General features: G+C 64.6%; 21 protein-coding genes. 11 read left to right on the top strand and 10 right to left on the bottom strand.

From position 1 onward, the window contains the following. Window positions 1–165: 165 nt before the first annotated feature. Window positions 166–1,602 carry an MFS transporter gene (locus AC1DR1_RS21385; RefSeq protein WP_229992184.1) on the bottom strand — a complete coding sequence of 479 codons (1,437 nt, stop codon included), beginning with the start codon at window positions 1,600–1,602 and terminating at the stop codon, window positions 166–168. A gap of 314 nt (window positions 1,603–1,916) precedes the next feature. Between AC1DR1_RS21385 and AC1DR1_RS21380 the strand changes: the two genes are divergently transcribed. The 5 genes from AC1DR1_RS21380 to AC1DR1_RS21360 all read left to right on the top strand — a co-directional run bounded on the left by AC1DR1_RS21380 (window position 1,917) and on the right by AC1DR1_RS21360 (window position 5,232). Continuing rightward, window positions 1,917–2,612, top strand: a complete 696-nt coding sequence (locus AC1DR1_RS21380; RefSeq protein WP_229992185.1) for a hypothetical protein — start codon at window positions 1,917–1,919, stop codon at window positions 2,610–2,612. Window positions 2,613–2,702: 90 nt separating this feature from the next. Beyond that, the gene (locus AC1DR1_RS21375; RefSeq protein WP_229992186.1) at window positions 2,703–3,296 is read left to right on the top strand and encodes a sulfite oxidase-like oxidoreductase; all 594 of its coding nucleotides are present in this window, start codon (window positions 2,703–2,705) and stop codon (window positions 3,294–3,296) included. Between the two features lie 10 nt (window positions 3,297–3,306). Next, a complete protein-coding gene (locus tag AC1DR1_RS21370) occupies window positions 3,307–4,044 on the top strand; it encodes a ferredoxin reductase (protein ID WP_229992187.1) in 738 nt (245 codons plus the stop codon). Further along, a complete protein-coding gene (locus AC1DR1_RS21365) occupies window positions 4,041–4,388 on the top strand; it encodes a DUF6510 family protein (RefSeq protein WP_229992188.1) in 348 nt (115 codons plus the stop codon). The genes AC1DR1_RS21370 and AC1DR1_RS21365 overlap by 4 nt, the downstream gene beginning before the upstream one ends. A 211-nt stretch (window positions 4,389–4,599) precedes the next feature. Further along, a complete protein-coding gene (locus AC1DR1_RS21360; protein ID WP_476993267.1) occupies window positions 4,600–5,232 on the top strand; it encodes a CG0192-related protein in 633 nt (210 codons plus the stop codon). 12 nt (window positions 5,233–5,244) lie between these two features. Here AC1DR1_RS21360 and AC1DR1_RS21355 read toward each other — a convergent pair whose 3' ends face one another. From AC1DR1_RS21355 to AC1DR1_RS21340, 4 genes are all read right to left on the bottom strand, one after another. Then, window positions 5,245–6,366, bottom strand: a complete 1,122-nt coding sequence (locus tag AC1DR1_RS21355) for a YihY/virulence factor BrkB family protein (RefSeq protein ID WP_414645456.1) — start codon at window positions 6,364–6,366, stop codon at window positions 5,245–5,247. 118 nt (window positions 6,367–6,484) lie between these two features. Continuing rightward, the gene (locus AC1DR1_RS21350) at window positions 6,485–7,081 is read right to left on the bottom strand and encodes a DUF3618 domain-containing protein (protein WP_229992191.1); all 597 of its coding nucleotides are present in this window, start codon (window positions 7,079–7,081) and stop codon (window positions 6,485–6,487) included. 18 nt (window positions 7,082–7,099) lie between these two features. Next, window positions 7,100–7,501 carry a phage holin family protein gene (locus AC1DR1_RS21345; protein ID WP_476993266.1) on the bottom strand — a complete coding sequence of 134 codons (402 nt, stop codon included), beginning with the start codon at window positions 7,499–7,501 and terminating at the stop codon, window positions 7,100–7,102. Between the two features lie 8 nt (window positions 7,502–7,509). Continuing rightward, the gene (locus AC1DR1_RS21340; RefSeq protein ID WP_229992193.1) at window positions 7,510–8,391 is read right to left on the bottom strand and encodes an ATP synthase subunit B family protein; all 882 of its coding nucleotides are present in this window, start codon (window positions 8,389–8,391) and stop codon (window positions 7,510–7,512) included. A 308-nt stretch (window positions 8,392–8,699) separates the two neighbouring features. Here AC1DR1_RS21340 and AC1DR1_RS21335 point away from each other — a divergent pair, with 308 nt between their 5' ends. The 5 genes from AC1DR1_RS21335 (at window position 8,700) to AC1DR1_RS21315 (ending at window position 13,469) form a co-directional block, all read left to right on the top strand. Then, on the top strand, window positions 8,700–9,188 hold the full coding sequence (locus AC1DR1_RS21335; RefSeq protein WP_229992194.1) for a MarR family winged helix-turn-helix transcriptional regulator: 489 nt from the start codon (window positions 8,700–8,702) through the stop codon (window positions 9,186–9,188). A gap of 198 nt (window positions 9,189–9,386) precedes the next feature. After that, the gene (locus tag AC1DR1_RS21330; RefSeq protein WP_229992195.1) at window positions 9,387–9,653 is read left to right on the top strand and encodes a GlsB/YeaQ/YmgE family stress response membrane protein; all 267 of its coding nucleotides are present in this window, start codon (window positions 9,387–9,389) and stop codon (window positions 9,651–9,653) included. Between the two features lie 177 nt (window positions 9,654–9,830). Continuing rightward, complete coding sequence (locus tag AC1DR1_RS21325; RefSeq protein ID WP_229992196.1) at window positions 9,831–10,271, top strand: Hsp20/alpha crystallin family protein; 441 nt, start codon at window positions 9,831–9,833, stop codon at window positions 10,269–10,271. A gap of 32 nt (window positions 10,272–10,303) precedes the next feature. After that, window positions 10,304–10,651 carry a hypothetical protein gene (locus tag AC1DR1_RS21320; protein WP_229992197.1) on the top strand — a complete coding sequence of 116 codons (348 nt, stop codon included), beginning with the start codon at window positions 10,304–10,306 and terminating at the stop codon, window positions 10,649–10,651. A gap of 151 nt (window positions 10,652–10,802) precedes the next feature. Continuing rightward, entirely contained in the window at window positions 10,803–13,469 is a 2,667-nt protein-coding gene (locus tag AC1DR1_RS21315; protein ID WP_229992198.1) for a PEP/pyruvate-binding domain-containing protein, read from the top strand. 82 nt (window positions 13,470–13,551) lie between these two features. On the opposite strand, the gene AC1DR1_RS21310 is transcribed toward AC1DR1_RS21315, so the two are convergent. From AC1DR1_RS21310 to AC1DR1_RS21290, 5 genes are read right to left on the bottom strand one after another with little or no spacing between them, the layout of a single operon-like run. Next, window positions 13,552–14,526: a carbohydrate kinase family protein gene (locus AC1DR1_RS21310; RefSeq protein ID WP_229992199.1), complete on the bottom strand. Its 975-nt coding sequence runs from the start codon at window positions 14,524–14,526 to the stop codon at window positions 13,552–13,554. Next, entirely contained in the window at window positions 14,526–15,587 is a 1,062-nt protein-coding gene (locus AC1DR1_RS21305) for an NAD(P)-dependent alcohol dehydrogenase (protein WP_229992200.1), read from the bottom strand. Before AC1DR1_RS21305 ends, AC1DR1_RS21310 begins: the two co-directional genes overlap by 1 nt. 35 nt (window positions 15,588–15,622) lie before the next feature. Next, a complete protein-coding gene (locus tag AC1DR1_RS21300; protein WP_364743455.1) occupies window positions 15,623–16,540 on the bottom strand; it encodes a carbohydrate ABC transporter permease in 918 nt (305 codons plus the stop codon). Then, complete coding sequence (locus AC1DR1_RS21295) at window positions 16,537–17,505, bottom strand: carbohydrate ABC transporter permease (RefSeq protein WP_476993265.1); 969 nt, start codon at window positions 17,503–17,505, stop codon at window positions 16,537–16,539. The genes AC1DR1_RS21300 and AC1DR1_RS21295 overlap by 4 nt, the downstream gene beginning before the upstream one ends. Before the next feature lie 26 nt (window positions 17,506–17,531). After that, the gene (locus tag AC1DR1_RS21290; RefSeq protein ID WP_229996213.1) at window positions 17,532–18,878 is read right to left on the bottom strand and encodes an ABC transporter substrate-binding protein; all 1,347 of its coding nucleotides are present in this window, start codon (window positions 18,876–18,878) and stop codon (window positions 17,532–17,534) included. A gap of 272 nt (window positions 18,879–19,150) precedes the next feature. On the opposite strand from AC1DR1_RS21290, the gene AC1DR1_RS21285 reads away from it, so the two are divergent. Beyond that, a partial coding sequence (locus AC1DR1_RS21285; RefSeq protein ID WP_476993264.1) for an AraC family ligand binding domain-containing protein occupies window positions 19,151–19,431 on the top strand: 281 nt, incomplete at its 3' end.

The raw sequence follows: 19,431 nt of genomic DNA, 5'->3' as shown, positions 1-19,431 counted from the left end.
TGTGCCTGCAGCGACGCATCCAGGCGCCGGACCCAGTAGCCAATGGGCATGTTCACCTTGCCATCGTCGCAGGAGCCTCATGCCCGGGCAAGGTCGCGGGCGGAGCCCGACTCCGGATTTCAGGGCTTCATCCCCGCTAGGGTCGCCTCGTGGTTGAAGTTCCCCCTATGGGCCAGGTCTGAAAATCCGTTGGCTCCGCGTGCTGTGCGTTGGGGCTCCCTGCCCTGTCCGGCCTGCCGGCCCCTTGCGCGGGTTTTGGATACCGACGGCGGAAACAATGCCCCCGAGGATGAGCAGCACGGCCGTCACGGTCACTATCCGGTGAAATCCGTCGAGATCAAGTTTGCCGCCCACGACGAGGCCTACCAGCGCGATGCCGATCAGACCGGCAACTCTGCTGACAGAGTTATTCACTGCCGAGCCGATGCCGGCCTGCTGTTCCGAAACCGAACCGAGAATGGCGGCAGTGAGCGGTGCGACGGTCGCCGAGAGCCCGACTGCGAACAGGAGGATCCCAGGCATCAGCTGGGTCCAATAGTTCACCGGGATTTCAGACGCGAGCATCAAGAGGTAGCCAGCTCCGGCGAGAGCCGGTCCGAATGCCATGAACCACCGCGGGCCGAACCGCCCGGCCAGTGAGCCAAACCATGACGCCAGGAGGATGTTGACGATGCTGACGGGAAGCAAAGCCAGAGCAGCCACCGTCGCCGGAAACCCGGCAACCTGCTGCAGGAAAAGCACGATGATGAATCCCCCGATCGACAGCGCAGCGTAGACGAAGGCCGTCGCCACATTGCCGACGGCAAAGTTTCGGACGGAGAAGAGGCTGAGCGGCAGGAGCGGCCGCTGTGCGGTCTGTTCCCGCCAAATGAACCCGGCGAGGCACAGGATGCCGAGGACGAAGGGCATCAGAATGAGCGGGCTCCCCCATCCATAGTTGCCTTGTTCGATCAGCGCGTAGACCGGCCCCGCCAGCCCGAGCACGCAGAGTACGGCGCCCGGGTAGTCGATGCGCACCCCCTCCTTGCGAACATCCCTGGCCCGCAGCTCGCCCAACAGATGCAGGGTCACAGCAATGGGCAGGACGTTGATTCCGAAGACCCAACGCCAGCCCACCGAATCGACGAGCACCCCGCCGAGCAGGGGGCCCGCGATGAAAGCCACGGTTGTACCAGCCGTCCACTGGCCGATCGCCTTCGCCCGGGGGGCCTCGTCGAAGTTGGACGTGATCAGGGCCAGGGAACTGGGCACCAGCAAGGCGCCCGCGACGCCTTGGAGCGCCCTGGCCAAGACCAGCACGTCCGCTGTGGGTGCCAGTGCACACATCACTGACGTGGTGCCGAACCCGATGAGGCCTGCCCGGAGAACCACGACGCGTCCGAGCAAATCAGAGAGCGAGCCGGCGACCAGGATGAGTGAACCCAGGGTGATCAGGTAGGCATCGACTACCCATTGCTGCGTTGTTAGTCCGCCGCCCAGTTCACGGGAAATGGCGGGCAGCGCTACGTTGATGACGCTGCTGTCGAGGAACGACACGAAGGACGCGAGAATCGCGATCCACAGCACGAGCCTCTGCGTACGCGTCGACGGTAGGGAACTCACTCTCCCAGTTAACACCCGCGGTTGCCGGACCCAAGCCGGGACACACTCACGCAAGGCAGTACCAGACGACGGCGGCTGTTGGGTCGGTACCCGGCCCGCGCCCCGAGCTGGTGATCGTTCGATGAACATTGGATGTCCTTCAGCTTCCGGCTGTCGCCGGGGACCTAAAATGGGGGGCGGGAGTCTCCGCCTCAACGATCGAACCGGCCAACCCTGGTAACCCCAAGGGACGAAACCACAGCAGAATGCGCCCAGGCTCGCGTGGCCACGCGAAGCATCAACGATGGAGAGCTGCGATGTCGTTTGAGGATGGGATGAATAGGACGCAAGCGGAGGTGGCCCGAGCGGATGTCGCCGGCAGAGCCGCCAAAGAGTCCGTCCCGGGCATCTATGAGTCGGCCCGCCGCGCCGCCGCGGACCGGATGGAACGCATCCTGGGACATGCCAGCACGCGGCTGCTCAAGCGATCCGTGCCGACCAGTCTTGCCGCCGTCACCACAGGCACCGATTGGAGCACATGGCATTTCGTGGCCCAGTCCCTTGGCTGGCCCCTGGAAAACGAGGACGACGGCGCTGCCTTCCTGACTGTCGACGGCCGCATCTGCTTTTACCGCCAGTCCACGACCTTCGGCGGGGACGAATTCCTAAGCGTCGACACCGTTCTGAGCACGTTCGAAGGCGGCAGCGACACGAAAAGGCTGGTCAACCCCAAAGGCCTGGTCCCGGCGTCGGGACGTGTGATCTCGCTGCCGGCCCGCAAACCGGGCAAGGAGCCGGCCTGGATGACCTCCCCCCAGCGCCTTGTCGAATTCAGCGGCAACCACGCCATCGCCCGCTGGCCCCGGACCGCTTTGGACAACCTGGTGAACACTGACTTTGACCGCAAGGGCAAGGCGTGGATCACCTACTCCCGCTGGGACCACCACCAGAGCATTCCGCTGAAGGAGTGGGTCACCGCGACCACCGCTGGACTCCTCGCCCCCGGATCCCCCGCAAGCAAGGAGGCCTAAGGGGCAAGGTCTGGTCTCGGTCCCGCCATTGCCATATCGTTGGGGCACCGATAAGAGTCGACCGGCGGAACTCCGCATCGGAGGTACAAGATGGGAATCATCTCGTCTGGTTTTCATGGAAAACGGCGCACCGGCAATCCAGCGTTACCACCCGGCCAATACGAGACAGCAAGCTTTCCCGTGCTGACGGCAGGCCCTGCACCCTATATCGCCAACGCTGACTGGGAGTTCTTCATTAGAACGGAGACGGGGCAGCGCCGTGCTTGGTCCTGGGAGGAGTTCTTGGCGCTGCCCCAGGTTGATATCCAGACCGATATTCATTGTGTGACCAGCTGGTCCAAGCTGGGTACCTCGTGGCGCGGGGTGTCCCTGGACACCTTGTTCGAGGACGTGGAAACAACATCCGAGTTCACTACAGCTCACTCCTATGGCGGCTATACCACCAATGTCCCGTTGCAGGACCTGCTGGACGGCCAGGCATGGGTGGCCTGGGAATTCGGCGGTGAGCCATTGGAACGGGCCCACGGCGGCCCTGCCCGCCTGCTGGTGCCCCACTTGTACTTTTGGAAGAGCGCGAAATGGATCAATGGCATCGAGCTGATGCCGCACGATGTTGCCGGCTTCTGGGAATCTAACGGGTACCACATCAACGGCGACCCGTGGCGCGAGGAGCGCTACTCATGAGGCAGGACGCATGAGCACCTTGTGGCGCGTCGCCGAGGTTGTCAGCGGCGTTCCCGAAACGGAATCGTCCAGAACCATCGGGCTGCGCGTGGACGGTCTGAACGGCAACCTTGCCGGCCAGCACATCGATATCCGGCTCACGGCGGACGACGGTTACACGGCGGTGCGGTCCTACTCCGTGGCCACCGCCGGCATGGACGAGATCCTGGAGATCACGGTCGACGAATTGGCCAATGGGGAGGTCTCCCCTTATCTGGTCAGAGACCTGATGGTTGGAGACCAGTTGGAGATCCGGGGCCCCGTCGGCGGCTGGTTCGTCTGGCGTCCGACCGACCCGAACCCGGTTCAGCTGATCGCCGGCGGATCCGGTATCGTGCCGCTCATGTCCATGATCCGCGCGCACGAGGCATCCGAGAATCCTTCACAGTTCCGGTTGCTGTACTCGCTCAAATCGCCCGAAACAGGGTTCTATCGGGAGGAGCTGCTCACCTTGGGCCAGGAATCCCCCAAGCTGACCGTCGACCATTTCTATACACGCAAAGTTCCGGCGGGCTGGCCAAGCGCACCGAAGCGACTCACCGCTGAAACACTGCTGGCAAACATCCTGCCCGCGGACGCTGCCCCCGACATTTTCATCTGTGGTCAGACGATGTTTGTCGAAACGGCCACAGAGTGGATGGTGCAGGCGGGCTATCCGACCGGCTCGATCAAAACCGAACGCTTCGGCGGAACGGGAGGAATACGGTGACTGGCAACAACGGCTCCGCTTCCCCGGGTGCTGAGGACCCGCGCTTCGAGGACCCGGACATCGCCGGAACCGCGGGCAATCCAGTACCACACCTTGACGGGAACGCGGCAGCAGGACCGTTATGGGAATTGTTCCGCATTGACATCATTGCAGCGATCGGTCGGTGCAAGAACTGTGGCGCGGTCAGGGTCTTCGGGGAAGCAGCGGTCTACGCCGACGCCCCGGGAATAGTTGTGCGCTGCAGTTCCTGCGGGGGCGTCCTGCTGCGTCTCGTAGAGACTCCGACCAAATTCTGGCTCGATGTCAGTGGACTCAGCTACCTTCAGATCGACCGGGAGGGCTAGGCACGGGTCTGGTATCCGCACTCCTGCCGTGCTCAAGACTGCAGGACGCGGGCTCCGAGGATAGTTCATGCAGTTACCTCACGAATCAGCACCAGTCAGTCGCCAACAATTTGAAGGCGACGACCTGGCACAGCCACCAAGACGACCGGATGAAGATCGAGTATGGGCTCATTCTGCCGGAACTCCCGGGGCTGCGGTTAGGCTTGCAGACATGGCGATCATCCACCAGGCAGAATTGCAGCCGACGAAACTTGAACTTCTCGAAAAGTGGCTGCCCAGCCAGCCGTGGTTCAAGGAGCCCGGCACGGCAGGGTTGCGCAAAGTGGGTTCCTATCGGTTCGACGACCCCGCCGGCGAGGTCGGCATAGAAACGATCATCGTGTCTGTGGGCAGCTCCACCGTTCAAGTTCCTCTCACGTACAGGGCCCAGCCCCTGGCCGGCGCGGAACCATGGCTGGTCGGAACGATGCAGCATTCGGTTCTCGGAACGAGGTGGGTTTACGATGCCTGCGCCGATCCCATCTACGTGGCGGCATTGGCGGCGAGCATCATGCTGGGCCGGCCGCAAGCTGAGCAATACCTCCAAAAAGGGGGGAAACAAGAACGCCTGGCCCAATCGGTCTTCGTGCAAACCACCGGACCGAAACTCGATGCAGTTCCTGAGGTCTCTTCGGCCACACCGTGCGACACCGACGCCGGCACGGTAGTCGAGTCTGCCGGCTTCCACTTGCTCGTTATCCGGCGGCTGGACCTTAACGGGCAACCCGCCGGCCGGCTCACGCTGACCGGCAGCTGGGAAGGACAAAAGGACAACGTCAAACTCGCCGTCATAAGCGAAGCCTGACACTTTCGTGAGCTAGGTGCGGTCCACTCCATCGTTCTCTCCGGGATGGTTTCTGCCTTCCGGCTGTTCATGGCCGTTCCCGTGCTGTTCCCGCAGCTCCCGCCCGCGGCGGATGTCTTCTTCCTCGCGGGCCTGGAGCTTGTCGCTCTGTTTCGTGTCCCGTGGTGGCAGCTGAATGGTCTCTTCGGCCTCGATGCCGGCCTGGAGCTGCCGTCCACGCTCCATCTCGGCGTCGAACTCGGCACCGAACAGCAGAGACATGTTCAGGATCCAGAGCCACAGCAGCGAGATGATGACGCCGCCGATCGCACCATAGGTCTTCTCGTAGCTGTTGAAGTTGGCCACGTAGAAGGCGAAGGCCAGGGACGCAAGCAGGAAAATCACCAAGGCGATTGCGGATCCCAGGCTCATCCAGCGGAACTTGGGCTGCTTTACGTTCGGGGTGGCGTAGTAGAGGATGGCGATCGCGAGGATCACGAGCAAGAAGATCACGGGCCACTTGAGAATATTCCACGCCGTCAGGACGGCCCCGCCGAGGCCGATCGCGTTGCCGACGGCCTCGGCCACCGGCCCGCTCAGCACGAGCATTGCTGAGAGCACGAGGACGATCAGAACGGTGGCAATCGTGACGCCCAGCATCGTGCCCCGAAGTTTAATAAAGGGCCGGCCCTCGTCGATTTCGTAGATCCTGTTCATTGCCCGGCCAAACGCACCGACGTAGCCGGACGCGGACCAGAGGGCGGTGAGGATGCCGATAACCAGGGTGAGTCCGGCAGCGGAGGAGCTGCTGAGTTGCTCGACCGGCTGGCGGATCGCGTCCACCGTGTCACCGGGCGCGAATCCCTGGACGATCTCCAGAAGGGCGGATGTGGTCTTCTCGGCCTGCCCGAAAATGCCCAGCAAAGACACCAGGGCCAACAGCGCCGGGAAAATGGAGAGCACCGAGTAGTAGGTCAGGGCTGCGGCGAGATCCGGGCACTGGTCCTTCGTGAATTCACGCAGGGTCTTCTTGGCGATGTACTTCCAGGAGGGCTTGGTGACGTCGGCGGGGCTGTCCGGTTTGCGGGAGTCGTCCGGAGCGGGCGCAGTACGGGCCTTGGCAGTGCTGCTCTCGTCCGTTTCGGCGTCGGTCATGGAGTCATTTTCTGCCTTGGCAGGGTTCTTGGCCATGGAAAATCCTTCTTGGGGTTAAGCGAAGTGGCCGGCCGCCCAGCGCATCAGCGAGGGCAGCCGGCCGAATTCAGATGTGGCCTCAGGCCTGCTGAACGTTGCCCTTGGCTTCTGCGGTCCGATCCTTCACGTCCGCCACAGCCGTCTGACCGTCCGCCTTGAGATGATCGGTGGCGTCCGCGGCAGTGGCCTTGACGTTCTCCATGGCTTCCTGGGCGGGTTCCTTGAGTCCCTCGGCCACGTGCTTGGCGGCGTCCGTCAGTTCCGTCGTGAGTGGCTCGGCGGCGGACTTGAGGGCATCAGCAGCTTCACGCTCCTTCTGGCTGGCCGGGATCAGGGAGGACACCAGCAGTCCGGCGCCAAAGGCGATCAGCCCGGCAGCCAGCGGGTTCCCCTGGGTCTTGGCCTTCAGCTGTGTCGGCGCGGCCGCGACTGCGGAACCCGCGTCACTCACGTGCGCGCCCGCGCTTCCGGTGGCGGAGTGGACGTGGTCGGCGGTGTGGTCGGCGGCTCCCATGACTTTCTCCTTCACTCCGAAGACGGCATCTTTGACTCTGTCGGTTTGCCGCTGGACGATGTGCGACGGCGTGACCTTGTCAGCGACGGCATCCACGTTTGTGCCCAGGCGGGCGCGGGTTGCTTCAATATCTGCTCGGATGACATCCGGATTTTCACTCATCGTGTTTCCTCGCTGGATCTAAGAGTTGGGTTTAAGTGTCGGCGGGATTTCCTGCAGGGTCTCGGCGGTCCTCGGCATGCCCTTGATCGCGTTAAGTTCCTTGCGGCCCATGGTTGCCAGGACGGCGGCGGCAATTGCCCAGATGACTGCGACAACAACACCGGACCAACCCAGCCCCATCAGGTTCCCCAGCGCCCACCAGAGCGCCAAAGACAGGAACAGGAGCACAAAGTGGCCCGCGACGCCGGCGCCGGCCAGCATGCCGGTGCCTTTGCCGGCCCGGGTGGCGGACTGCTTGAGTTCGACCTTGGCTAGTTCCACTTCCTGCCGCATCAGGGTGGACATGTCCCGGGTGACTTCACCCAGCAGGTCACCTAGGGAAGACGTTTCCGCCTTCGCGTGGGCGGCGGTGGGAGGCATTTCGCTGCTCATCGACGGCCGCCGTCGAAGGGGTCATCGCGGAACGGATCAGCCGACCGAAGGGGCTCGCCGACCATGGGCTCTGTGGCCCTGCGGCCCGGCCCGGCGTCATGGAGTGGATCGGCAGTGCCCAACTCGGAGTCCAGGGGATTCGGAGGGTAGGTGTCCGCGAAGCCCGCCGTCGTGGTTTGCGGAGCCGGCATCTGCACCGGCGGCGGCGGAACCGCTACGCCGGTATCGGGGATCCGGCCGGCGGCGGACGTTCCGGTAGCGGTGGTGCCCGTGGTTTCGGGGGCTCCGGCGCTCAGGCTGCGGCTGAGACGCCCGGCCAGTACACCGGCTCCGGCCGCGAGCAGGAGGAACGTGCCCGGGCGCTGGCGTGCAAAGGTTTTGACCTCGGTCAGCAGCGAACCCGGATCCCGGTCATCGAGCCATGACGCAACAGCGGCGGACCGCTCGGCGGCTTGGCGGACGACGTCGGTGGCCACGCCCGGCTGCTCGGAAGCAGCAGCCATGGAATGCAGTTCGCCAGCGACGGCTCTGAGGCCTTCGGCAACCTTCTGCTGCTGGGTTCCGGCCTGCTCAGTGAGATCTGACTTGGCCTGGTGCAGCAGGTCCCGGGCATTGGTCTTGACCTCGGCGGCGACGTGGACTGCTTCCGTCTTGGCCGTCTCGGCGACGTTTTGGGCCGCATCTGTTGCGTGGCGCTTTACGTCCGCCGCTTCTTCCCTCGCTGTCTCCTGTTTTGAGACAGCACGTTCCGTACCGTGAGCGGGCACCACGCCAACTTGAGGGGGCGCCACGCCATCTTGAGGGGGCACCACGCCATCGCCGGTGTACTGGTCCGTGGATGCTTGGGGTGTTGCCTGGGCCCATGGGTTCTGTGTCATCGTTGCTCTCTTTCAGGAGGGGTCCGCGTGGGATCGTGATCGTGTCTAGCGGTACCGGATGAAATTAGTAAGCACGGTTACTAACTAGATAGTAAGCACACTTCCTATGCTGATCGCAAGGCCTTGCCGAATTTCAAACGGGGGCTTATCGCGAAAAGCGCGCAGAGTGCGGTCTTGTGCGTGAAAGTAGTAAGCATACTTGCCAAATAGATGCACGGCGTGCTTACTGTGGAGGTGGACGCCGGCTTAGTTGGCGCCGTCCCTGACACCGCGATTTCGTCGCCACCCCAATCAGGAAGGCTCTCTTAGTGATCCTCGCCCCTGAGCCCCACGCCCGGGACGCTTACCGGCTTCTGACCGCAGCGGCCCGTCTGGTCCAACGCCTCCACGACGATGCGCTGGCACCGTTGGGACTGACGCGTGCCGCTGTCATCGCCTTGGAAGCCGTGGCACCCCGGCCCATGTACCAGGAACAGCTCGCCGCAAAGGTTCATGTTCAAAGCCAGACACTCGGGCGCGTTCTTGCGCGCCTGGAGGAGGGAGGGCTGGTCACTAGGACACGCAACCCCGCCGACCGGCGCCAATTTCAGGTCCAGATTTCCGAGGCCGGAAACGCCGCCCTGCAAGCGGCCTCCGAGGCTGAGCGTGCGGCCGTGCCTGCGGACTTCGACGGGTGGGAGACCCTGTCGGAACAACTCGCCCGGTTTGTGGATTTCTTCCAGACTCCACGAACGGGAATTCCAGGCTCCAGCGCCCCCTCGGCGCCCAAGCCTGGCCCCGAAGCTTCATTGAACTAGCCTCCCGCGGCTGGATCCCGCTCGGCCTGCCGCCCCTGGTACGCACGGCCAGCGCCCGCTTCGATTGCAGGCAAGACGGGCGACGGGACAGCCGCAGCAGCAGGCAGCGAGACCGGGTATTGCACGACAGTACGCATGCTGATTAAATCGCGGTTACGGCCGCATTCCACGACCGGTCTACCGAAAGGAAGTACAGTAATGGGAATTCTCGCGTTCCTCATTCTCGGCCTTATCGCAGGAGCTATCGCCAAGGCGGTCCTTCCCGGCCGGCAGGGAGGCGGCTGGGTGATCACACTCGTTGTTGGCGTCGTAGGCGCAATCCTCGGCGGCTGGATAGGTTCGTTGATCTTCGGCGGAGGCCTCGCTGACTTCTTTGACCTGCGGACCTGGCTCCTCGCCATCCTCGGGGCCGTTATTGTGCTCCTGGTCTATGGGGCCCTTGCCGGCCGCCGAAGCAGGGCATAGCAGGCTCGGGCCGCAAAGTCCTCCCGCTAAGGCGTTCTTGGGCTCCGTAGACTGCTGCTGGCTGGTTCTGTAAGACCCCGGCAACAGGGTCTTACAGAACCGCAACGCCGGCTGGCCGGCGCCACCCCCGCCGCTCCGCGCCGCAGCCACCTCGGGAACCAGAGCAAGGAGATAGACATGGAAAACTTGTTCCGCCGCACCGGCATCGACGTGCCCGAACCAGTCCGGCGCTTCCTGCAGGGCGAGACAGATGCCTGGCTAAGAGTCGAGGAGTACCGGGACGGAAACACCTTGGTCGTCCGAACCGATATTCCCGGCATCGACCCCGACAAGGACATCGATATCACCGTCACCGACGGCACCTTGCAGATTGCTGCCCGGCGCACGGAACCCGCCCACAAGGATCAACCGGGTTACCGGAGCGAAGTTCGCTACGGCGAATTTTCGCGTAGCGTCCCGCTGCCCCGCGGCGCGAACCCTGAGGCTGTTGAGGCAAGCTACATCGACGGTGTCCTCGAAATCCGCGCCCAGCTTCCGGAGCAGTCCGAAACGTCCGCCACGAAAGTCCACGTCTCCCGCGGTGGAGCCCAGTCACCGGAAGCACCCGAAACTACGTGACCTGACCCGCACGACAGAGCGGAAGCAACCCGATGACAATCAAGGTCAACAACGCGGGTCTACGTCATGCCCGGCAGCTGATCAAGGACGCGAGGCTTGCCCGGGATACCCGGGACGACTGGAGCGAGCATGCCCCCGACGCCGACCAGGAAAACGCGTTCATCGACAAGTACGGCTACACAGAGTACGGCTCGTGGCATCTGGGCGAAGACACGGAAGAAACACACGACACCAAGGGACGTTGCAGCTTTCCCTTTGGAGATTTTCGGCGGCTGCACCGCTGCGCGATTCTTGCCATCGAGAGCCGAGCCGCCCAGAACGACCACAACGACATCGCCAAAGCAGCTAAGTCCCTCCTCGACGAACTCGACAAGAACTAGACCCGGGCTCGTCTGGCCTTCGGGCGGCTCTGGCGGGGCTCTCCCCCGGGCCCTCCGATCCAGCTATGGCCTCTTGCCTGTGGCAGTGCCAGTATGTTGGGCATCAGGCTCAATCAAGACACCCCGGCCCGGGCAGAAGGGACGCACGGTCATGACCTACATCAACAACTTCGGCGATGTGGGACAAGGCGACGTCGCTGTGGCCGGCGGCAAGGGTGTCGGACTGGGCGGCCTCACGCAGGCCGGGCTGCCGGTTCCTCCGGGGTTTGTGCTGAACACCGCAGCCTATGAGGATTTTGTGGCCGCCAACCACCTCGAGGCGGGCATCCGTGAGCTGGCCTCGCTGTCGCCGCAGGCTGCGCCACAGGACTACGAGGACGCCTCGAAGCGGATCCGCGCCCTATTCGCCGGCGGCACCGTGCCCGCAGGGATCGCAACAGAACTCAGCGCTGCTTACAGTCGCCTCGGCAACGGGGATTCCGCTGTGGCGGTGCGCTCCTCCGCCACGGCCGAGGACCTCGCCTCGGCCAGCTTCGCCGGGCAACAGGAAACCTACCTCAACATCCGCGGAGCGGAGGCTTTGGCCGCGGCCGTGACCGATTGCTGGGCTTCCCTGTGGACGGCGCGTGCCATGGCATACCGGGCCCGTGAGGGCATCGGCCCGGACGCGGTGCGCCTCGCGGTGGTGGTCCAGCAGATGGTCGAGGCCGAGGCTGCCGGGGTCATGTTCACCGCCAATCCGGCGAACGGGCGCCGCGACCAGATCGTGATCAGTGCCGCGTGGGGTCTGGGTGAGTCCGTGGTCAGCGGTACGGTGACCACGGATGACGTGGTCGTCGAAGCCGGTACGGGCTGGGTGCTGTCGCGCCGTACCGCTGACAAGGAGGTCATGACTGTCTATGCGGACCACGGCACGCGGGAGCAGCCGGTGCCGGCGGCGCGGCGTCGTCAGCCCGTCCTGGACAACCAGGCGGCGGCCGTACTGGCCGGCTATGGGACACGGATTACTGATCATTTCGGGACGCCGCAGGACATCGAGTGGGCACGGGCCGGCGGCGAGTTCTTCATCCTGCAATCCCGGCCGATCACGGCGTTGCCTGAACCAGCGGCTGACACCCCGGACGTCTGGACGGTGCCCTACCCGAAGGGGCTGTACTTCCGGGCCAGCATCGTGGAACAGTTGCCCGACCCGCTCTCGCCGCTGTTTGCCGACCTCATTGACGGCTCGGTGGCCCGTTCGCTGCGAGCCCTGATGGCCGAGGCCGTCGGCAAGAACGTCATCCGCGACGACGACGTGGGACTGCCCACCATTAACGGCTATGCCTATTACTTCTACCGCACCTCGGGAATGTGGCGGGTGATGGGCAAATCGCTGACCGCCGTACGGGCGCTGGTCCGCGGCAAGGCGCACATGGGTGTGGCCGGCTGGCGGGAATTTTCGCATCCGCGCTACGAGCAGGTGATCAAGGACTGGTCGGCCACGCCCGTCGAGGAGCTCTCCGGAGGGGAACTGTTCGAGGGTGTGCAGGCGTTGCTGGACGCAGGCACCGTGTACTACACGGCCGTGCAGTCAATCATTCCCATCGCCGCGACAAGCGAAATCTCCTTCCGGACGTACTACGACAGGTTCGTACGGCGCAACGGAGATCCCCCCGCCCAGACGTTCCTCCTCGGCTACGACAGCGAACCCATCCGGGCGGAGAAGTCGCTGTACGACCTCGCAGCCTGGGCCCGGGAAGTTCCGGAGCTGGCTCCGACGCTGCTCAACGAACCCACAGCGGCACTGGTGGAGTCGCAGCGCACCGGGATCCCGCCGGCAGGTGTGGACCAGGCGCTCTGGCAGCAATGGCATTCCCGCTTCCAGGACCACCTCGGCCGGTTTGGCCATGCGGTCTACAACTTGGACTTCGTCAGCCCGGTGCCGGCCGACGATCCCTCAGCCCTGCTGGAGACGGTGAAGTTCTACCTGCGGGGACAGGGCAATGACCCACACGCGCGACAACGGCTGTCGGCCGAGCGCCGGGAGGACCAAACCAACCAAGCGGTCACCCGGCTCGGGCCGAAGCGCAAGGCCGCGTTCCTCCGGTTGCTCCGGTGGGCTCAGAACGCCGCCCCGATCCGCGAGGACGCCCTGGCCGACGTCGGCCTGGCGTGGCCGCTGCTGCGGCGGATGCTGCTCGAACTGGGTCGACGGCTGGTTGACTCCGCCGTCATCGCCGAGCCTGCCGATGTGTTCTGGCTGCGCCGCCAGGAGCTGCAAAGCGCCGTCGATTTCGGCCTCGCCGCGCCGGGCGCACCAGCGGCAGTAGCAATTACCGGAGCGGATCGGCCCGTCCGCGCCGACGCCGTCGAGAAGCGCAAGATGCTCTGGCGAGGCCAAGCCAGGGCCGCCGCCCCGCAACTGCTCCCGGAAAGCCGGTGGATGGAGGGGGCCTTCGGGAAAATGATGCCCGCAGGCTCTCAGGACCAGCTGGGCGACATCATCAAAGGCATCGGCGCCAGCGCGGGCCGGGTCACCGCGCCGGCCCGCGTCCTGAGGGGGCCCCAGGATTTTTCCCTGATGGTGCCCGGAGACGTCCTGGTCGCCCGCATCACCACCCCCGCATGGACCTCGCTGTTCGCGATGGCCTCCGCCGTGGTCACCGACGTCGGCGGACCATTGAGCCACAGTTCGATCGTGGCCCGGGAGTACGGCATCCCGGCCGTGCTCGGCACCGGGGTGGCCACCCAGCGGCTCACCAGCGGCCAGCGGATCCGCGTGGACGGCGACGCCGGCACTGTCACGATGGAGGATCCGGCCGTTACGCAGGGGCCATGACCGGCGGCCTTCAGAACGCTCCTGCCGCCGGCTAGTGCTCGCTCAGCCTCGGTAGCTGTCCCCCATCAGCCATCCTGCCTGCCTACAGCGGCCCGAGTTCTGCCGACCGCGGTGGATTTGCGCCCTTCCGGGAGCACGTGATCGCCGCCGCGCGGTTGGCGTACGAGGCGAGTGCGTGCAGCTGATCCAGGGCCAGGGTCTGCAGTTTTTGTCTTCCCTCCGCCCCGAGCGCTTCGAGTTGGGCGAGTCCGGAAATAAGCCCTGCCATGAAGGAGTCGCCGGCCCCCACGGTATCTGCCACTTGGATGGGTTCAGCTGCCATCTCCACCCGCCCCTTCCCGGAGAGGATGATCGGTCCGGCCGCTCCGCGCGTCAGTGCCACGACCGCCGGTCCCAGTTCCAGCCAGGCCTGCAGGGATTCCTCCGGGGTCCGGTCCGGGTAGAGCCAGCTCAAGTCTTCGTCGCTCGCTTTGACAATGTCGCTGGCTGCTACGAACATTTCCGCCTGCCGGCGTGCGGCAGCCGCATCGGGGCTGATTGCAGGCCGGCAGTTGGGATCGTAACTGACCGTAGCGTGCTCCCGGGCGGCCTGTACCAGGACAAGGGTGGCCTGCTCCCCCGGCGGGAGCACCGTGGCGATTGATCCCGTGTGGACGTGGGTGGACCCTTTGACGGCGGCGAGGGCTGGCAGGGATGCCCCATTAATTGCCCACGTGATCTTGAAGGTGTATTCGGCGGCACCGTCGGAACCCAGAGTGGCGAGGGCCGTTGATGTGAGTGCGGTTCCGCCGTTGATCACCTGGACGCCGTTCGCCTGCAGATGCTCTTCGAGCATGAGCCCGTGCGGGTCGGCGCCATAGTGGGTCACCAGGTTCGTCCGGAGGTCGAGGCGCGCAGCTCCTACTGCCACGTTGAGGGGGCTGCCGCCGGGGTGGGCCTGGATTCCGGCAGGCCCGCGGGGGTCGCTGATGATGTCGACGAGTGATTCGCCGATGACCGTCAGCCTGCTGTCCCCCGCAGCGGGGAGGCGTGCGGGCGAGGCGTCCGTGGCGTACATCAGCGGCCCGGGTACACGACGGCTTTGAGCTGTCCGGCCTGCTTGCCCGCTTTGAGTGCTTCCTCGGAATCGGCGAGGGCGAACTTGCCGGTGACCAGGATGTCCAGGTCCACCTTCCCGTCCGCGATCAGCTGGATGGCCAGCGGCCATGTGTTGGTGTAGCGGAAGACGCCGGAGAGCCAGATTTCGCGGTTCTGGATGTAGGAGACGGGGAGTTCGACGTCGTCGGCCCCGAGTCCCACCAGGATGACCCGGCCGGCCGGTCCTACGGCTTTGATTCCGGAACGGACGGCCTGCGGGGCCCCGGAGGCGTCGATGAACGCATCGACGTCGAGCCCTTCGACACGGTCCGTCAAGGCGTTCAGGGCATGGGTGGCGCCGTGTTCCAGGGCGAACGCCAGCCGGTCTTCGGCGATGTCCGAGACGTAGATTTCGGTGGCGCCGAAGGCGCGGGCTGCTTGAGCGGCGATGATGCCGATGGGGCCAGCCCCGGCGATCAGGACCCGGCTGCCGGGCTTGATCTGGGCGCGTTCGCAGGCCCAAAGGCCGACGGAGAGCGGCTCGATGAGGGCTGCCGCCTCGTCGCTGACGCTGTCCGGGATGTCGTAGGCGAAGTCGCTCTGGATCTTCACGTATTCGGCGAAGGCTCCGTCGATCGGCGGGGTGGCGTAGAACTCGATGTCGGGGCACAGGTTGTAGCGTCCGGCTTTGCACTGCTTGCATTTGCGGCAGGGCCGCTGGGGTTCGACGGCGACCCGCTGGCCCACACGTGACGGGTCGACGGCGCTTCCGACGGCGGCGATCCGTCCGGAAAGCTCGTGGCCGAGGATCAGCGGATGGTCCACGACGTAGTCCCCGATCCGGCCGTGCTCGTAATAGTGGACGTCGCTGCCGCAGACGCCGACGGCGGAGACCTGCACCAGGACCTGATCCGCGTCCAGCTGCGGGACCGGCAGGGTTTCCATGGCCATGTCGCCCTGGCGTTGGAGGACTGCGGCGCGCATGGTGGCGGGCACGTCCGGATGTCCGGCGGTGCGGGACTGCGTGGTTGATGTTGTCATCGAAGGAATCCTTTACTAATCGAAGAGGTGGCCGGCTATTTGACGGCGCCGAGGGAGAGGCCCTGGACGAGTTTGTCCTGGGCGGCGAAGCCTGCGAACAGCACCGGCAGGGAGATCACGACGGCGGCGGCGCAGACTTTGGCGAGGAACAGGCCCTGGCCGGAGACGAAGCCTGTGAGGAAAACCGGGGCGGTGCCGGCCACGACGCCGGTGAGGACCCGGGCCAGGAGGAGTTCGTTCCAGCTGAAGATAAAGCAGATCAGGGCGGTGGCCGCGATGCCCGGCATTGCCACGGGGGCGATGACCTTCCGAAGCGTGAGCAGCAGGGTGGCGCCGTCGATCTGGGCGGCTTCGAGCATTTCGACCGGCACTTCGGCGAGGAAGGAGCGCATCATCCATACGGCGATGGGCAGGTTCATCGAGGTGTACATCAGCACCAGGAACCAGATGTTGTCCAGCGCGCCGGCGGTCTTGGCGAAGAGGTAGAGCGGCAGGACAGCGGCGACGACGGGCATCATCTTCGTGGAGAGGAAGAAGAACATGACGTCGGTCCACTTTTTCACCGGCCGGATGGACAGGGCGTACGCGGCCGGAATGGCCAGCAGCAGAACCAGGACGGTGGAGAAGATCGAGGCGGTGGCGGAGTTGATCAGCGACGGCCACGGGCTGACGCCGGATGTGGCTCCGAAGAACTCCTTGTAGGCGTCCAGGTTAAGGTCGGCGGCAATGGAGGGCGGGTTCGTCGCGGCGTCGATTTCCGAGTGGAACGATGTCAGGATCATCCACAGGACCGGTACTGCGAACAGCAGGGCCAGGAGCCAGGCTGCGATCCCGGCGGCCGTGTTGTTGCGGGTGGGGTCCATGCGCGACTTGCCTCGGCGCCGGGAATCCGTGGTCGGAGCGGGCGGGGCGGGGACTGATGACCTGGGCTCGGCCGGGGTGAGGGTGCTCATCGTGCTGCCTCCTTCTTGAAGAGCGAGAATACGGTGCGGAGTGCGAAGGTCGCCACGACGATGGTGCCGATGACCACCACGACGCCGGCGGCTGAGGCCAGGCCATATTCGTTGGCGTAGTAGAACGTCTCGTAGATGGCGTAGGGCAGGTTGGCCGTGCCCAGGCCGCCGGAGGTGATGACGAAGGTGGCGTCGAAGTTCTGCACGATGTAGATGGCTCCGAGCAGTCCGCCGAGTTCCAGGTACTGGCGCAGGTGCGGCAGCGTGAGGTGGCGGAAAATATCCCAGGGACGTGCCCCGTCCATTTGTGCGGCTTCGACGGTATCCATCGGGCGGGACTGGRGACCGGCAAGCAGGATAAGCATCATGAACGGGGTCCACTGCCAGACCAGCGACAAGATGATGGCCATCAGGGGTGCCTGGGACAGCAGGTCAGGCTGGGGCGGGGTGTCACTGCCGAAGAGCGACCAAACCCAGGTCAGGGTGCCGTTGATCAGGCCGTAGACGGGGTTGAGGATGGCATGCTTCCAGATGAGGGCCGCGGCAACCGGAACGATGAGGAACGGTGCGATCAGCAGGGTCCGTGCCAGGCCGCGGCCGATGAATTTCTTGTCCAGGAGCAGGGCCAGGCCGAGGCCAAGGACCAGGCTGGCCAGAACCACCGAGACGGTCTCGATGATGGTGGTGACGATCGCCTGCAGCATGTAAGGGTCGGTGACAACCTGGATGTAGTTCTCAAAACCAGCGAATCCGGTCTTGTCTGGGCTCAGGCTGTTCCAGTTCATGAACGAGATGATCAGGGTCACCACGAACGGAAGCTGGGTGACGACGATGAGGAAGACCAGGGCCGGCAGCAGCGGTGCACGCCGTGCCCAGTCCATGGCGCGTTCCCGCGCCCTGGCGTTCTTGGAAGGTGTGGCTGTCTCGCTCCCGTGGCGGGAGACGCGCGCCGTTGCGGTAGTCATGATGTTCTCCTGCGGTTCGGTTGTTGCTACTTGTACTTGTCGCCGACTTTTTGTGCGGCTTCCTGGCCCTTGGCCACCGCGTCGGCGACGGAGCCCTGGCCGGCGATGGCGGAGCTGACGCCCTGGGACACCCGTGTGCCCAGGGCGGCGAACTCGGGAATACCGACAAACTGGATGCCGACGGCCGGCCGCGGCTGGACACCGGGGTTAGTCGGATCGGCGTTCTCAATGGCAAAGCGTTCGGCTTTGAAGAACGGTGCGGCCTTCTGGAACTCGGCGTTCTCGTAGGTGGAGATGCGCTTGCCGGACGGGACCTTGGACCAGCCGAGCTTGGACGCGACGAGCTCCTCGTACTTCTTCGAGCTGGCCCAGGCGATGAACTTCCCGGCAGCGTCCTGCTTCTTCGAGGCCGCCTGCATGGCCCAGGACCAGGTCCACAGCCAGCCCGAGGACTTGGTCTCTTTCACCGGGGCCTGTGCGTAACCGATCTTTCCCTTCACCGGGGAGGCGTCGGCTTCCAAAGCGCCGGCTGCGGAGGTGGCGTCGTACCACATGGCGACCCTGCTCTGGCTCATGTTGTTCAGGCACTCGGTGAAACCGGCCTGCGCGGCCCCCGCTTCACCATGCTCTCGCACCAGCTTCGTGTAGAACTCCGTGGCTGCAGTGAATTCGGGAGCGTTGACCTTCGCATTCCAGTCCTTGTCGAACCAGGTCCCGCCGAAGGTGTTCACCACCGTGGTCAGCGGCGCGAAAACCTGGCCCCAGCCCGGCTGGCCGCGCAGGCAGATGCCCTTCATCCCGGGCGCTGCGCCGTCAGCCTTGGCGGCCAGGGCCGCGACTTCGTCCCATGTCGGCTTCTCCGGCATGGTCAGGCCCTTGGCATCGAAAATGTCTTTCCGATACATCAGGAAGGAGGACTCGCCGTAGAACGGTTCGCCATAGAGCTTGCCGTCCTTCCCGGTCAGGGAAGCGGTGTAGGCCGGCAGGATGTCCGCCTGGTTGAACTCGGCATCCTGGGCCACGTTGTCCAAGGGCGCCAGCCACCCGTTGGCGGAGTAGAACGGGATCTCATAGTTGGAAAGTGACGCGATGTCGTACTGTCCGGCCTGGCTCGAAAATTCCTGGCTGATCTTGGCGCGGACGTCATTTTCCGGCAGGACGGTGAAGTTGACCCGGATGCCGGTGTCCTTCGTGAAGTTAGCAGCGGTGAGCCGCTGCAGGTCCTCCATCTGCGGGTTGTTGACCATCAGGACATTAATGCTGTTCGGATCGCCTGCGGAATTGCCGCCGCCGGCGCCTGCACAGGCCGAGGCGCTCAGCGCCACGCACAGGGCACCTGCGGCCAATGCGGGAACGCGTAATTTTGCGCGCATTCAAGGACTCCTTTGTTCTTCAGGGGGTGCAATGCTGCCCTACTCCGACTGCTGTGTCAGGTGCGGGGCGGTGAGCGGGACTAGGGGCTTGATGCCGGGTGCCCCGCTGATGTTCCTCAAGATTAGGCTTGTGGCATAGGGCACAACTAGCGTCGTGGTTGCTGGTTTCTGATACTAATTTTCCTGAACGGTCCCGGGCGGGGCGCTACTCTGGGAGGGGGCGGCCAAGGTGCCGTCCATAATTCATGATCCGAACTCATGGGAGAACCAGGATGAGCACGGCGGACCCGAGCGACGGCGCAACGGCCAGGCTTGCCGAAAGACTGCTGGGGATGCGGGCCAACCGGKAGGTGATTCCGGAAGACCCCAACCATTCCGTCCGTTGGCACGAGCACGATTACCCCAGCCCGGTTGCACGTTGGAACTACCATCCTGAATACGAACTGCACCTGATCCGGAAAGGCACCGGAAAGTTCATCGTGGGAGACCACATCGGCACTTTCGAGGCCGGACACCTCGCCCTGGTGGGTTCGGGGCTGCCGCACGACTGGGT

Source organism: Arthrobacter sp. P4_F10, assembly GCF_056401435.1.
This window is presented reverse-complemented; position numbering and strand designations above follow the sequence as displayed.

Bases quoted from the DNA above. Each gene is read 5' to 3' on its own strand.
- AC1DR1_RS21380 (WP_229992185.1), top strand. From the start codon at position 1,917: ATGAATAGGACGCAAGCGGAGGTGGCCCGAGCGGATGTCGCCGGCAGA.
- AC1DR1_RS21375 (WP_229992186.1), top strand. From the start codon at position 2,703: ATGGGAATCATCTCGTCTGGTTTTCATGGAAAACGGCGCACCGGCAAT.
- AC1DR1_RS21370 (WP_229992187.1), top strand. From the start codon at position 3,307: ATGAGCACCTTGTGGCGCGTCGCCGAGGTTGTCAGCGGCGTTCCCGAA.
- AC1DR1_RS21360 (WP_476993267.1), top strand. From the start codon at position 4,600: ATGGCGATCATCCACCAGGCAGAATTGCAGCCGACGAAACTTGAACTT.
- AC1DR1_RS21355 (WP_414645456.1), bottom strand. From the start codon at position 6,366: ATGACCGACGCCGAAACGGACGAGAGCAGCACTGCCAAGGCCCGTACT.
- AC1DR1_RS21350 (WP_229992191.1), bottom strand. From the start codon at position 7,081: ATGAGTGAAAATCCGGATGTCATCCGAGCAGATATTGAAGCAACCCGC.
- AC1DR1_RS21345 (WP_476993266.1), bottom strand. From the start codon at position 7,501: ATGCCTCCCACCGCCGCCCACGCGAAGGCGGAAACGTCTTCCCTAGGT.
- AC1DR1_RS21340 (WP_229992193.1), bottom strand. From the start codon at position 8,391: ATGACACAGAACCCATGGGCCCAGGCAACACCCCAAGCATCCACGGAC.
- AC1DR1_RS21330 (WP_229992195.1), top strand. From the start codon at position 9,387: ATGGGAATTCTCGCGTTCCTCATTCTCGGCCTTATCGCAGGAGCTATC.
- AC1DR1_RS21325 (WP_229992196.1), top strand. From the start codon at position 9,831: ATGGAAAACTTGTTCCGCCGCACCGGCATCGACGTGCCCGAACCAGTC.
- AC1DR1_RS21320 (WP_229992197.1), top strand. From the start codon at position 10,304: ATGACAATCAAGGTCAACAACGCGGGTCTACGTCATGCCCGGCAGCTG.
- AC1DR1_RS21315 (WP_229992198.1), top strand. From the start codon at position 10,803: ATGACCTACATCAACAACTTCGGCGATGTGGGACAAGGCGACGTCGCT.
- AC1DR1_RS21310 (WP_229992199.1), bottom strand. From the start codon at position 14,526: ATGTACGCCACGGACGCCTCGCCCGCACGCCTCCCCGCTGCGGGGGAC.
- AC1DR1_RS21305 (WP_229992200.1), bottom strand. From the start codon at position 15,587: ATGACAACATCAACCACGCAGTCCCGCACCGCCGGACATCCGGACGTG.
- AC1DR1_RS21300 (WP_364743455.1), bottom strand. From the start codon at position 16,540: ATGAGCACCCTCACCCCGGCCGAGCCCAGGTCATCAGTCCCCGCCCCG.
- AC1DR1_RS21290 (WP_229996213.1), bottom strand. From the start codon at position 18,878: ATGCGCGCAAAATTACGCGTTCCCGCATTGGCCGCAGGTGCCCTGTGC.